Below are 12806 nucleotides of genomic sequence, written 5' to 3' on the forward strand. Positions count from 1 at the left end.
GGGTTTACAGGTCGAATTTGAAGCCGAAATTGTACCGCGGCCGGTAGAATTCGGCCTGCATCGTTCTGGCACGGACGCCTTGGTAATAGCGTAACGGCTGGTTGGTTAGATTGTTCGCTTCCCCGAACATGCGGAGCTGTCGCGTCAGCTTCACGGATGCATTCACATCCAGGAAAAACTGGCGGTCGTAAAAACGGTCTTCGAAATCGTCGCCGCCCAGTTCATCGAGGTAAGAGGCTGCGTAGTTGCCGGAAACACGGGTGGTGAAGAACCTGTTTTCGAAAGACAGCGAGGCATTGAACATATGCGGCGCCGTACCGGGCAAAGTTACGCCCGAACGCTTTTCGCCATCGCCGTTATACACGCCGTCGGCCCGGGATTTGGTAAAAGTGTAATTCACATACACGCCGAACCCTTTGGCGAAACCGGGCAGGAAATCGAGCTGGCGCTGAAGGGCCACTTCAAACCCGTAGACCTTCACTTTATTGCCGTTGCGCGCCTGGGTGTACGACCAGTTTTCGCCTGCGGGAACGGGGTTCGGCTGCCCCGGGAAATCGGCGGCAAACTGCGCTGTATTGTATTGTTCGTTGCGGTAGGTGTAGATGAAATCCTTGATGTGCTTGTAAAACACGCCGCCAGACAGGATTCCCACCGATTTGAAATACTGCTCCGCCATAAAATCGAAGTTGGTGGCATAGGCGGCTTCCAATTCCGGATTACCGGCGCTGATCTCCTCATCTTCCTGCACGATGTTCAGGAACGGCGTGATGTCGTAATAATTCGGCCGGGCGATAGCGGTCGTAGCCGCGAAGCGTAGCACGAGGTTACCGGTAGCGTTGTATTTGATCGTGAGGCCCGGCAGCACGTTGAGGTAGCTGTTTTTGACGCTGCGCGTGCCTTTGAGGGTTTCCTCTTCCTCTACCACATTCCCGTCATAGTTGGTGCTGGTATTTTCGAACCGTACGCCGGCGATGAACGACAGCCGGGAAGTGATGTCCTGGTCCCAGCGCACATATCCCGCCGCGATGGATTCCTTCGCCTTGTAATTAACCGCCAGGAACTCCGACGGGTCGGCTTCTTTCTCAAACCTCGAAGCATCCGCGAGGTTCAGCCCGCCGAGGAATTCCGGGGCAATGAACCGCCCCGGAACGTATTGGCTCCCGGGCTGGAAGGGTTTTTTATTCCACTGGAACAACGGCATTTTGTCGAGCGTGCCGAATTCGTCGACGGGCTCGTATTCGAAGAAATCGTTGTTCCGCTCTTTATCTTTCAGCCGCAGGCGACCGCCTGCGCGCATGCGCCCTTTCTGGCCGGGGATCACGCTAAGGGGAAAGCGGAGGTCCAGTTTCAGGCCCAGCTCACTTTCTTTCGTGTAATCATTATTTTCGGTCAGCGAAGCGAAGGTGAAATCGCCGTCGCTCACGTTGCCCGGCGTCACGGTCGGGCGCTGCGGATTGCGGATGTCCATGGTGAGGGGAACGTCCTCGAATTCGTATTCGATATATCTTTCACCGTCTTTCTTTTCGCTGGCGGATGACCAGGAGGCGCTCCAGTTCAGGTCCACTTTAGGGCTCAGCAGGTGATCGCCGCGGAGGGAATAGTTCTGGACGCGTTGGGTCTCGAGCCGGCGGTTCTTCCCGCGGGTGCCGCCTACGCCGCCTTTGTTTTCGCGGGTGAGGGAGCCGGTATAACCGGTAATCTTGTCGTCGGCATCGTATTCCGGTTCGATGTCTTTCACGTTATAGGCGAAGCGGTTCTCGCGATCGTCGCGCCAGGTGTACATGGCGTTGAAATACAGCGTATGTGCGGGATTGATCTTGTAATCCAGTGCAGCGGAGGCGTTCCTGCGTATACGTTGCACGAAATACTGGCGGACGCCCAGTTCTTCGAGGTATACATTCCCGAAGTCGTCTTTTTTCCAGGTGGGCTCGATGTTGTCTGACCCGTAATCGTTATTGTTGTAGGATGCGCTCAGGATGGCGCCGATTTTGTTTTGGAAGAAGCGGTTTCCCAGCACGAGCGCGCCATTGTAGATGGGTTTTTCGCGGATGGGGTTATAGCCGGACGAAAGCGTGGCAGACACACGCGGCCCATTCGGCGCGGCGCGCGTAACCAGGTTCACAGATCCGCCGATGGCGTCTGCGTCCATGTCGGGCGTGAGGGTTTTGTTCAGTTCGATGGTCTGCACCATATCGCTGGGGATGAGGTCCATCTGTACATTCCGGTTGTCGCCTTCGGCGGATGGGATACGGTCGCCGTTAAGCGTTACGGAGTTGAGCTGGGGCGCCAGGCCGCGGATGATGATGTTGCGCGCCTCGCCCTGGTCGTTTTGCATGGTTACGCCGGGTATCCGCTTGATGGCGTCGCCGATATTACCATCGGGGAAACGGCCGATCTGGTCGGCGCTCACCACATTGGTCACGTTGGGATTGTTTTTCTGCTGGTTGAGGGCCTTCGCCTGTCCGCGGAGCCGGTCGCCCACCACGAGCACTTCCTTCCCGGCGATGCCGCCGGCTTCCAGCGCGAGCTGCTGTTCTGTGTTACGCCCGGCGGAAACGGTCACGGATTTCGACAATTTACCGTATCCGATATAGGTCACTTCCAACTGGTAATTGCCGGCGGGCACGTCCAGGAACTCGAACCGGCCCTGCTGGTCGCTAACGGTATAGTGATTCCCGGGGTTCAGCCGGAGGGTGGCTCCCGGCAGGGAAAGCCGCTGGTTTTTATCTATAATATGGCCGGTCAGCAAACCGGTCCCCTGGGCAAAGGCCCAAATGCTGCAACAGCAAAGGATCATTACAGACAGCAATTTTTTCATGGTATCTTTTTTATTTTGGTTTTCTCCCGGCAAAAGCGGCCGCCTTTTTCCGGGTCCCCAAAGATGCGGTCGAACCTCCCCCGAAGTCAAATTTCCCGCGTTACAAAAAGGAAACAGCGTTAACAGCCGCGTGAACAATCCGGCAACTGCGTGTACAATTGTTGTGTAACATATTGATAATCAAAATTAATGGCCGTAACAAAATGGCTGTTAAGGAATTATTACCGTAACATGAAGGGGATGTTATCTCAGATGGATTGGATGAACGCCGTAAGACTTTCGCCCTGGGGGAGCTGCAGTTTTTTACGCAGGCGGTAGCGGACTACGCGCAGACTGTCTTGCGAAATCCCGAGCAACACCGCGATATCTGCCGAGCTGAGGTTCATTTTCAGGAGCGCCACCAGGCGAAGGTCGTTTTGTGTTAGCGGCACTCCGTATTCCCGTATTTTATCGAAAAAGGATTGATGGATCTGCCCGAAAATGCTCCTGAATTCGTCCCAATGCTGATCGTGGTTGAAATTCTGGTGGATGAGCTGTTGCAACTGGCGGAGTTGTTTTTTCTGATCGCGGCGCTCGTCGTTGACCATGGTTTCCAGCTTCTGGCGGATATCTTCCAGCAGCTGGTTTTTCTGGATGATATGCAGGGTATGGGCGCCGAGCACCTTGGACCGGGTTTCCAGTTCCTGCTTGAGGTTTTCTTCCTGCAGTTGAAGCAGCTCCGTCCGCGTCCTGAACTGTTGCTGCTCCTGCATGCGCAGCAGCGCGGCGTTGCGGATGCGGAGCCGCTGCCTGGAAATGACGAGCACGCCGAGGGTTACGAGCAACAACGCACCGATCACGAGGAAGATGGCCATGTTCCGGGAATTCCGCAGTCCGGCGATTTCCCTGTCTTTTTTGCCGGTGTCATACATCGCCTGGATGACGGTGAGCTGTTTCCCGCTTTCGCGGGAATAGATATTGAGCAGGCTTTCGCGGCTGAGCTCACCGTAAAAAAAGGCGCTGTCGTTGCGGCCAAGGAGGTTGAAAGCCCGCGCCATATCGCGATAGGCGCTGCTGAGCTGGTATTCTTCCCGCGCCTGGAGGGCGAGGTGGAGCGCGTTGCGGGTGAATGGAAGGCTTTCCGTGGCGCGACCGGTTTTACGGAGGATGTCTCCCAGGTTATTGTAAATCTCGATGGTGGCCAGGTTGTTGTGTTGCAGGATGTTCAGTTCCAGCGATTTTTGGAAGTAATGGAAAGCGGAATCGTACTGCTCGAGGTCTTCATGGATGCTGCCGAGGTTTTCGTAAATCTTGGCGATGCCGGAAGGGTCGGTAGCGCGGCTGAAAAGTGCGAGGGCTTTATGCTGATAGTAAGCCGCAGAGTCGTAATCCTGCCGTTTTTCGCAGAGGTGGCCGATGCTGCCGAGGGTTTGGGCCATGCCGGTGAAGTTGCCGGCGCGGGTGTAGAGGGCGAGGGCTTCGTTGTACTGGTTGCGGGCGGCTTCGGGCTGGCGGCTGTAATAATATAAGGTGCCGATGTCGTTGAGATTTTGGGCAAGAAGGGCCCATTGCTGTTCTTTGCGGTATAGTTGGCCGGCCTGGAGATGGTAATCGAGGGCCTGGGGGTAATATCCGAGGTGGTAACATTCGTGGCCCATCCGGCTGAGGAGTCCTGCGGCGGCGATAGGGTTTTTCCGGGCGAGGGCTTTTTCCAGTGAGTCTTTCAGCGCCGGGAACCCCGGGGCGGTGGCGGGCAATCCGTCGGGCTGCTGCGCCCTTGCGCCGGAAAACATGATGGAGAAAAGGAGCAGCGGAAGGAGGAAGTTCTTCATCCTGCAAAGGAAATCGTCCAACATTACCGCAATGTTAAGGCGGGTTTGCATTTCCCCATTTTTCCCGAATGCGTATCTTCGCGCAAACGTTGAATATGAGAACATGCCTGCTGACGGTCCTTTGTGCCTGTATTTTCCTTTCTTCGGCGAAAGCCCACGATCCCCGGACGGAAATTCCCTTCCAGGTAACGGCATCCGGCCACATCCTCCTGAAAGCGACGGTGAGCGGGGTGGAAGGGAATTTCATCTTCGATACCGGCGCCGGCATCACTGTCTTTACGAAGGCTTTTTTCGATAAACTGAAGAATACGCAGCGGGAAGACGGCGGATATGTGGGCTTCAGGGCCACGGGTGAGCGGCTGGACATTGATCTGTACCGGGTGCGCGACGTTGCCTTCGGCCCATTGAAAAAAGCGGAAGAGGAAGTGAGCTTCCTGGATGCCAACCTCGGCGGGATCGATGGGATCATAGCGGTTAAATTGCTGGAAGACCAGCCTTTCACGATCGATTTTACGCAGAACGTCCTCCGGTTCGAGAATAGACAAACCCTCGCGTCGATCCGGAAGTCGGCGAAAATAGTGCCGCTTCAGCTGGAGCAATCCCGCAATCATTCGCTCACGCTGTTCGCGTATTTCCAGGTGAACGACAGCCTGCGCCTGCAATGCTCGCTGGACAGCGGGGCGGGGAAAGACGTATTCCGCCTCAACGCCAAATACCTCGGCCGGCTGAACGTTGACGTTTCGGATACGGCACGGGTGCGGAAGGTGGAGCGGAAGAGCGAATTCAACGAAAATTTCAGGTCGTCCATATACATCACGGAATTGCGGAATCTCGCTGTGGACGGGGAGCCGTCTGTCCGGACAGGGCCGTTCGGTGCGCAGCTGGTGGAGGGTTTGATATACGACGGCATTATTTGGATCAGCTGGCTGGGCCGGAAAATAACGTTTGATCTGGGGGCACCGGCGCTGCTGGTGCGGAACTAGGGGGATTTTCGTTCTTGTTGGGGATTAGACAATAAACATATTTACATTAGACTCCTTGTAACATGCGCTTTATGCTAAAGCTGCGTAGCTGGCTTTTTATGCTGATTTTGATCGCTCCGGTTTCGATTTGGGGTACTTCGTGGTATCTGCCAGTGCAATTCATGGTGGCATTGGGGCTTTGGGGAAGCTGGGGGTATGCGTTTATGCGGTTCGCCCAAAACACGGATGTTCCCGAATTGGAAAGCAGGCTGGAGAATTGCCGGGAGGCCATGCCGCTGTGGGTTTCGTCATTGGTTATGCTGGTTGTATCGATGTTGTTTTTTGATCCGCCCAGAATATTGTCGGGCATGCGTATCGGGGGATTGATGGCAGGAGGGAGCGTGTTGCTGGTGGCGCATGTGTATATTTCCTGGCAGATCGCGCATGTGCTGGCGGTGTTGTCCGGGAAGCCGGAGCAATGGATAGGTTGGTTGTTAGCCGTGGCTACGGTTTTGCCCATTCCTATTTTCGTTCTGGGGAAAGTGAATATCATGTACCGGCAAACCATTGATCAGGCAAAGCGGCGCGATGTCATGTAAAAAGATGCGGAAATGAAAGTTCTCAGGTCGATGGCGGGCTTGTTATATTTGCCGTTACCAGTTTTTGGAAAAGAAAAGAAAATGCGATAATTTCAGTGAGGTCAGTTAGCCCGAATGCTGACGGCAGTGAACACGGATTGTAACCCTTTTTACCCTTATTCTTTACCCAATTAATGATTCGTTATGAAAAGATTAATCCTGTTGGCCTTATTCAGCGCAGGCTGTTATTTTTCGCATGCGCAGACGTTAGCTGAAACTCCGCGCCCTGGGGCAGCAGAGGCGGTTTGTCCGGCCCCGTCGACGGAGGGGATCAAAGTCATTAAAAACGGCTCCTGCGTATCCGGTCCTACGTTCGATGTAGGGCTGGCAGATTATTATGCAACCAGCCCCACCAGCGCGTGCAGCATTTTAGCCGCCCGGAACATCACGGAAGTGGAATGGCAGGTGTATCCCTCGGGTTCGGCGACGTATTCCATTGCCTGGAACACGGGTGTTTTCTATTGCAGCGGGCTGAACTCGGGTTTCAGTCTGACCTTCAACCCTTCAGACCCGAACCTGCCGATCACTTTCCTGTTCCGGATCAAGAACAGTTGCGGGCAGTGGAGCGACTGGAGCGCTGGATTTGCGGTGTTTAAGAACAGGTGCGGGAGTGGGGGAATGGAATAATCGTTCCTATCGATGCAATAAAAAAAACCGTTGAGATGCAACGGTTTTTTTATTGGGTGACCCTGTAGGGACTCGAACCCTAGGCCCGCTGATTAAGAGTCAGCTGCTCTACCAACTGAGCTACAGAGTCGGAATGAGTGGCTGCAAATGTAATAAAAAATTAATCAAACGGCAAAAAACACCGGAAAGACCTGTATTTACGCCAATTTAAAGATCAATTCCTCGATCTCGGCCTGACGGGCATTTGCGAAACCTTTATCGGTGCCGATCATACTGAATCCGCATTTTTCCAATACTCTGCGCGAACCCACATTATCAAATGCGACCCTTCCAAAAACGGGCCTCGTGGTTTCGATGGCCAATAATCGCTTGAGCGCTTCGGTGGCATACCCCTTGCCCCAATGCTGGCGGTCCAGCCAATAAGTGATTGCTGCATCGCCATGCATGATAAATTTAGCCATGCTGCCGACAATGGTTTCCCCGCTTAAAATCGTCTGCATGTTGATGGCCGGGTCGGCCAAATGCTTTGCATATTTTTCAAGATAGGCGGGTTTATCCGTTGGGTCTTTGGAGGTAAATGCCGCGAGGAAATTGGCTTCTTCGTTTAGCTGGAACCGGAAGAAGGATTCCAGGTCGGCCAGTACCGTGGGCCGAATCACTATTTGACTATAATGTGTCATTTCGATTCAATTGAACGCGTTGCGGAAAGTTTTTTTGCAATTGGTTTCTGTATTAATCTACGTTAATTATTTGGGATAATCTGGCTGTCGGTATGAATGCTTATGCTTGGATACTTATCATTGATCGGGAATGTATTTCAGCGAATTCGTCGTTGGGAACGCAATGTATAAGATCTGTGAAATGATGGATCCGGATGTAGGGTTGGATTCTGAAATCATTGCCTGTATTGTGTTTACGGGATATTTTTTAACGTACGGTTAACATGGCCGGTTGGGTGCGTGTCTTATTTTGCGCATTCTTTGTATGCTATTAATGATGCCATCAATCTTCCTATGACTAGAATGCAAGTATTTCGTCGTGTTACATTATGAATCTGTTTAACTCTCCGGTAATATGTGCCTGCCAATTTTTCGTAGCGTCCATCATGCGATCAGTGATGATCATAAGCGGATAGAAGTAAAGTTTTCCCGTCAATTGCGCAAAAAGCGTGTGCGCGCCTGCTATCATAGCGTTCGGTTGCTTGCTATGTTGCTATTTGCCATGCTGATGTTTTTATGGATGGTGCCGCCGCAAAGCCTTTTTGCCAGCGCACCCGCTCCGCTCGGCGTGCGCATTGCCAGGTCTTTTTATGATACCCATATCGCAGGACAGGTGCTGGTCATTCTGGCTTTTTCAACCATCCTGTGGCCGGTCCAACGCATTATGCAGGATCTTTTTGCCATGTACGCCATCGCCCGGAAAAGGGCTTTTTACAGAAAAAGGGCCGCATAAATGCCATTTTTACAACTAAGCTGTTATAACAACTATTGCCCGTTTTTGACACACAAGTTTGTATTTTTCGTCGTTTTGATCGCTTTCCTTTTTGCTGTTTCGTTTTTGCAACTTTTATTTAGTTACGAGGTTGTTAACCAATCTGATAACTCCATGTTAGGTGAAGGAATATTCATTAATTGCGTTTTTAATTCACCCGTTCAAAAGATCTGCAAGCAATTGATATTGAATGTACGATACGGAACTTGCATGCAGCGAAAAATAATTACGCTAACTTATGGAGATCATAATCAGGCGCATTCGCGGTAACCCTGTTGATTTTATGCCAACCAGTAACAATTGCGGAATCAACAGTATTGAAAGAATGCGCTGCCGGCACGGCCCCAACACATCATCGCCCCCTGAAACCCGGCATAACCATTTTCTTTATAAACAAAACTCCTGTGCGCTTTTTCGGGAGAATAAATCAAACCAACCATGAAATATTTTTGGCTTCTATCCTGCCATTCGATTGTAGTGCTATTCCTGATGCTGTTTACACTGAACGCCGAAATGAATTTTCCCGATACTTTCTCTATCAACGCACCCGTCCTCGGTCATTTTGCCTTGGTGCTGGACTGGTTCACCCTCACCATGGGTGCCCTGATTTTCGGATTCGGCATCCTGGTTACCAACCGTTTTTGCTATAACCTGCTTTTCAGATTGAAATTACCCGCCAGCTTCAGCAACGATATCGGGCTGCTGGTGGCCATGTTCCTGAAATACATCATCCCCATGGCACTCGTCGTCTTCCTGGAATTCAATGGAGAATCGGTGATGCTGGACATGCCCGTCACTTACACCTGTTTTCGCATATTCATGTCGCTTTCCCTGTTATTTGATGTGCTGGTATATACTTTTAAGTACAATGAATTGTCGCACGTTACCGTTAGGATCGGCAAGCGGGACTTCGTCTATCCCTGCAAGAAGATATACAACCTGCTCACTTTCCTGCTATGGTCGAATTTCGTAGGTACTATTTTCTGGATGTGCAAGCAGAAGTATGAGACCGTAAAGCAACACCAATCGCGTTAACGTCGCATTCCGGGACGGGCCGGACAGGGGTGAAATCTGGCGGTTTATTCGTAAATTGGGACTATCCCGATTAGCTTATATCCCGAATATGCCTCAACTGAAAGAAGACATCACCGCCTGCTCCGAATGGATCGTTCAATGCTTCGGCAGTATCCAGCTCCTGCTCGATTATTCGCTGGACAGTATCGTCCATATCGACGGATTCCTGCAGAAAAATATCGTAGATGCGCAACCGGTACCCGATTCGGTGTTGGCATCGAATTTCGGACAGATATTGTTCGGCCTGGGCGCCTATCTCGGTGAAACGATCATCCGCCACGTTCCCGGCGCGGTTTGGGTGCTGGAGAATGCCGACCCCCGGGGGGAGATCAATGCGGTCGTCCGCTTCCCCGACGGGGCGCAGATCTGGCCCATGATGAAGATCATCAAACGCGCGCAAAACGGTTTCGAAGCGTCCGTGTATCCTTATGCGTACGAACTTACGAAGTCATACACGAACGGTACGTTCAACGCCGCGTTCTGGCAGATCTCGCCGCGGGAAGCGCCGGGTAAAAGGCCGTGGTATAAATTCTGGTGAGATCATAAAATTGAAAACGCCCGTGGGACCCTTGCTCCACGGGCGTTTTTACTATCTGCTGTATGGTTATTTCTTTGCGATGCGGTATAGCCGTCCCTGGTCGGTTACGGCATACAGTGCGCCATCCTTCCCTTGCGTGATATCGCGGAAACGCTGGCCTTCCCCTGCAAGAATGCGCTCTTCGCCCACCACTTTATTGTTCTCGATAACGATCCGCGCGATGTGCGTGCTGCTCAGGCCGCCGATGAACAGGTTGTTCTGCCATTCGGGGATGTCGGTGCCGCTATAAAACGTCATGCCGCTGGGGGAGAGCACGGGGTCCCAATAGTAAACGGGTTGCTCCAGACCCTGCTTTTGCTGGATGCTGTCGCCGATCTTTTTGCCGCTGTATTCGAGGCCGTAAGTGATGGTAGGCCAGCCGTAATTTTTGCCGGCTTCCACACGGTTCAGCTCGTCGCCGCCACGGGGACCGAACTCCGTTTCCCAGAGATCGCCGGTAACGGGGTGGAACGCGAGGCCCTGAACGTTGCGATGGCCGTAAGAATACAGCTCGGGACGGGCGTTGCTATTGCCGGCGAATGGATTGCCTGCTGCAGGTTGTCCGTCTTTCGTGATGCGGACGATCTTGCCCAGGCCGGATTTGAGGTCCTGCGCCTGCGGGCGCGTAGCCAGGTCGGAGCGTTCGCCGGTGCTCACGAGGAGATGGCCGTCTTTGTCGATGAGGATGCGGCCACCGTAATGGAGGGTGCCGTCGTATTCAGGCGTGGCGCGGTAAATAACGGTGGCGCCTTCGATCTTCTTTTCGTCGGCCGACAATTTGCCTTTGGCAACCGCCGTGAGCGTGCCGCCGGGGCGCTGTTCGGAAAATACCCAGTACACCATGCGGTTGCTGGCGAAGTCGGGATCCACGCGCAGGCCGAGCAGGCCGCCTTGTCCGTTGGAGTTCACGGCCGGGATGCCGGTAATGGCGTCGCTGAGTTTGCCGTCCGTAGATGCGATCCTCATGGTACCGGTCTTTTCGGTGATGAGCAGGCGGCCGTCGGGCAGGGAAGTGATGCCCCAGGGTTTGCTGAGGCCTTCGGCCAGCACTTTGCCTTCGTAGGGCGTTTGGGTTTTTACACCGTTGATCCGTGTTTGTCCTTCAAACGCAGGCTTATAATCGGTGTTGGCGGCCGTGGTTTCCACGGGCGGCATTTTTGTGGTGTCTGACGAGCCAGGTTGCGCGGTGCTGTCCTGGTTCGTGTTCCCGGAAGTGCCCTGGCCGCAGGATGCGATCACCACGGCTCCGCCTACGCAAAGCGCGCGCAGGAAATGGGGAGTCGGATAGATGTTCATATTTGAATGATTTGCTTGGAAAATCGGTGCTTAAATATAACATAAGTAGTCAAGATTACACGCAATTCTCCTGCCGTTCATGTATCTCCATTCCCGGGAAGGCGTTTTTCAATGCCAGCAATCCACGTGTTGGGATTCCCCTTCCGGCAATAAGTATACACAACAGCCGGTGAGTAGCAGCAGCAGGATATCGAGTCCCATGGCCGGCAGATATGCCTGGGTATGGCTGTGCCCGGCCTGCACCAGGCTGAAGAAAACCCCGCCGCAAATGCTCACCCCCAATGCTACGGCGATCTGCTGGATGGTGCTGTACGTCCCCGATGCCGCGCCCGACAGCTCCGCCGGAATGCGCTTCATAGCCATGGTGAGCATAGACGGCAGTACCGTTCCGCAACCCATCCCGTATAAAAACAGCACAGGCAGCAGGGCGGTGATTCCAGGTCTCTCGCCGGCGAACAGGTACATATGCATCAGTAGCATGACGATCATGAGCAAAACGCCCGCCAGCAATACCTTTTTACCATATTTTCCCAATAGCCGCATGGCGATCATGGAAGCCAGCACATATCCGATCCCCTGGGCTACGAACAATAGTCCGGTTGCCGTGGCGCCCAATCCCAGGCCGGTTTGCAATAGAACGGAGTGGATGAGGAAATACGAATCCTGGACCATAAAGTAACAAAGCGTGGCGCAGAGCGCGATCCGGAAATCGGGAATCGCGAACAGCCGCAATTGCATGAGCGGCTCCGATTTCCGGCGCTGTAGCCAGATGAAAGCGGCCAGGATAGGGGCGGATGCGCCCAGTACCCCGAAGCACCACAGCGGCCAGCCCAACTCCCGCCCCTGGATGAGCGGGAACACGAGGCACATCAATCCCGCTGTGAGCAGCCCTACGCCGGCCACATCGAAGCGGGCGCGGGGTGCGAGGGGCGTTTCCGGGAGCTTGCGCCAGGCCAGCACCGCAGCCAGTGATCCGACGGGCAGATTGATGAGGAAGATAAGCCGCCATCCTGCCACGGCCGTATCCAGGTCCGGGATGATCCCACCCAGGAATTGCCCGATCACAGATGCCGCCCCGGCGATGGTCCCGTAAATACCCAATGCGCGGATGCGCTCGTGGTGCCCGGGGTACAGCACATGCACGAGTGCGATGCTTTGCGGTACGAGCAGCGCCGCGCCCACGCCCTGCACGAACCGCGAGAAGTTAAGCTGCAACGGCGTGCCCGCCACCCCACAGAAGCAGGACGCAATGGTGAACAGGAGCATCGACCATACGAAAATGCGCTTCTTGCCGAACCGGTCGCCCAGCCGCCCGCCCAAGATGAGGAACGACGCATATCCCAGCAAATACATGGCGATCACGAGCTGCATGTCTGCATCGCTGCCGTTCAGTCCGGTGCGGATGGAGGGCAGCGCCACGTTCACGATGAAAATATCGATAACGGCCAGAAAGACGGCCGAGGAAATGATGGCCAGCCTTAATCCGTCTGATGTCTGTCTTTTCATTATTCG

The 12806-nt window shown here is 53.7% G+C and carries 11 protein-coding genes and 1 tRNA gene; 6 read left to right on the plus strand and 6 right to left on the minus strand.

Annotation, left to right across the window (positions count from 1 at the left end; genetic code table 11):
* Window positions 1–4 precede the first annotated feature (4 nt).
* On the minus strand, window positions 5–2818 hold the full coding sequence (locus EJ361_RS00555) for a TonB-dependent receptor (RefSeq protein WP_126243396.1): 2814 nt from the start codon (window positions 2816–2818) through the stop codon (window positions 5–7).
* Window positions 2819–3066: 248 nt separating this feature from the next.
* Window positions 3067–4680, minus strand: a complete 1614-nt coding sequence (locus EJ361_RS00560) for a tetratricopeptide repeat protein (protein ID WP_164714021.1) — start codon at window positions 4678–4680, stop codon at window positions 3067–3069.
* Between the two features lie 44 nt (window positions 4681–4724).
* Between EJ361_RS00560 and EJ361_RS00565 the strand changes: the two genes are divergently transcribed.
* The 3 genes from EJ361_RS00565 (at window position 4725) to EJ361_RS00575 (ending at window position 6856) form a co-directional block, all read left to right on the plus strand.
* Window positions 4725–5612, plus strand: a complete 888-nt coding sequence (locus tag EJ361_RS00565) for a retropepsin-like aspartic protease (protein ID WP_126243398.1) — start codon at window positions 4725–4727, stop codon at window positions 5610–5612.
* A gap of 71 nt (window positions 5613–5683) precedes the next feature.
* Entirely contained in the window at window positions 5684–6190 is a 507-nt protein-coding gene (locus tag EJ361_RS00570; protein ID WP_126243399.1) for a hypothetical protein, read from the plus strand.
* Window positions 6191–6373: 183 nt separating this feature from the next.
* On the plus strand, window positions 6374–6856 hold the full coding sequence (locus EJ361_RS00575) for a hypothetical protein (RefSeq protein ID WP_126243400.1): 483 nt from the start codon (window positions 6374–6376) through the stop codon (window positions 6854–6856).
* Window positions 6857–6913: 57 nt separating this feature from the next.
* Here EJ361_RS00575 and EJ361_RS00580 read toward each other — a convergent pair.
* Window positions 6914–6986, minus strand: a tRNA-Lys gene (locus EJ361_RS00580).
* A gap of 67 nt (window positions 6987–7053) precedes the next feature.
* On the minus strand, window positions 7054–7536 hold the full coding sequence (locus EJ361_RS00585; protein WP_126243401.1) for a GNAT family N-acetyltransferase: 483 nt from the start codon (window positions 7534–7536) through the stop codon (window positions 7054–7056).
* Between the two features lie 394 nt (window positions 7537–7930).
* Here EJ361_RS00585 and EJ361_RS00590 point away from each other — a divergent pair, with 394 nt between their 5' ends.
* The 3 genes from EJ361_RS00590 (at window position 7931) to EJ361_RS00600 (ending at window position 9959) form a co-directional block, all read left to right on the plus strand.
* Window positions 7931–8308, plus strand: a complete 378-nt coding sequence (locus EJ361_RS00590) for a hypothetical protein (RefSeq protein WP_126243402.1) — start codon at window positions 7931–7933, stop codon at window positions 8306–8308.
* A gap of 477 nt (window positions 8309–8785) precedes the next feature.
* Window positions 8786–9382: a hypothetical protein gene (locus tag EJ361_RS00595; RefSeq protein ID WP_126243403.1), complete on the plus strand. Its 597-nt coding sequence runs from the start codon at window positions 8786–8788 to the stop codon at window positions 9380–9382.
* A gap of 88 nt (window positions 9383–9470) precedes the next feature.
* A complete protein-coding gene (locus EJ361_RS00600) occupies window positions 9471–9959 on the plus strand; it encodes a hypothetical protein (protein ID WP_126243404.1) in 489 nt (162 codons plus the stop codon).
* Window positions 9960–10025: 66 nt separating this feature from the next.
* Here EJ361_RS00600 and EJ361_RS00605 read toward each other — a convergent pair whose 3' ends face one another.
* Both EJ361_RS00605 and EJ361_RS00610 read right to left on the minus strand, forming a co-directional pair.
* Window positions 10026–11294, minus strand: coding sequence for a PQQ-dependent sugar dehydrogenase (locus EJ361_RS00605; RefSeq protein WP_126243405.1), 1269 nt, complete (start codon window positions 11292–11294; stop codon window positions 10026–10028).
* A gap of 108 nt (window positions 11295–11402) precedes the next feature.
* Window positions 11403–12800, minus strand: coding sequence for an MFS transporter (locus EJ361_RS00610; RefSeq protein ID WP_126243406.1), 1398 nt, complete (start codon window positions 12798–12800; stop codon window positions 11403–11405).
* Window positions 12801–12806 lie beyond the last annotated feature (6 nt).

This window comes from Chitinophaga rhizosphaerae (assembly GCF_003958645.1).
Classification (GTDB): Bacteria; Bacteroidota; Bacteroidia; order Chitinophagales; family Chitinophagaceae; genus Chitinophaga; species Chitinophaga rhizosphaerae.

Bases quoted from the DNA above. Each gene is read 5' to 3' on its own strand.
- EJ361_RS00555 (WP_126243396.1), bottom strand. From the start codon at position 2,818: ATGAAAAAATTGCTGTCTGTAATGATCCTTTGCTGTTGCAGCATTTGG.
- EJ361_RS00560 (WP_164714021.1), bottom strand. From the start codon at position 4,680: ATGCAAACCCGCCTTAACATTGCGGTAATGTTGGACGATTTCCTTTGC.
- EJ361_RS00565 (WP_126243398.1), top strand. From the start codon at position 4,725: ATGAGAACATGCCTGCTGACGGTCCTTTGTGCCTGTATTTTCCTTTCT.
- EJ361_RS00570 (WP_126243399.1), top strand. From the start codon at position 5,684: ATGCTAAAGCTGCGTAGCTGGCTTTTTATGCTGATTTTGATCGCTCCG.
- EJ361_RS00575 (WP_126243400.1), top strand. From the start codon at position 6,374: ATGAAAAGATTAATCCTGTTGGCCTTATTCAGCGCAGGCTGTTATTTT.
- EJ361_RS00585 (WP_126243401.1), bottom strand. From the start codon at position 7,536: ATGACACATTATAGTCAAATAGTGATTCGGCCCACGGTACTGGCCGAC.
- EJ361_RS00590 (WP_126243402.1), top strand. From the start codon at position 7,931: ATGTGCCTGCCAATTTTTCGTAGCGTCCATCATGCGATCAGTGATGAT.
- EJ361_RS00595 (WP_126243403.1), top strand. From the start codon at position 8,786: ATGAAATATTTTTGGCTTCTATCCTGCCATTCGATTGTAGTGCTATTC.
- EJ361_RS00600 (WP_126243404.1), top strand. From the start codon at position 9,471: ATGCCTCAACTGAAAGAAGACATCACCGCCTGCTCCGAATGGATCGTT.
- EJ361_RS00605 (WP_126243405.1), bottom strand. From the start codon at position 11,294: ATGAACATCTATCCGACTCCCCATTTCCTGCGCGCGCTTTGCGTAGGC.
- EJ361_RS00610 (WP_126243406.1), bottom strand. From the start codon at position 12,800: ATGAAAAGACAGACATCAGACGGATTAAGGCTGGCCATCATTTCCTCG.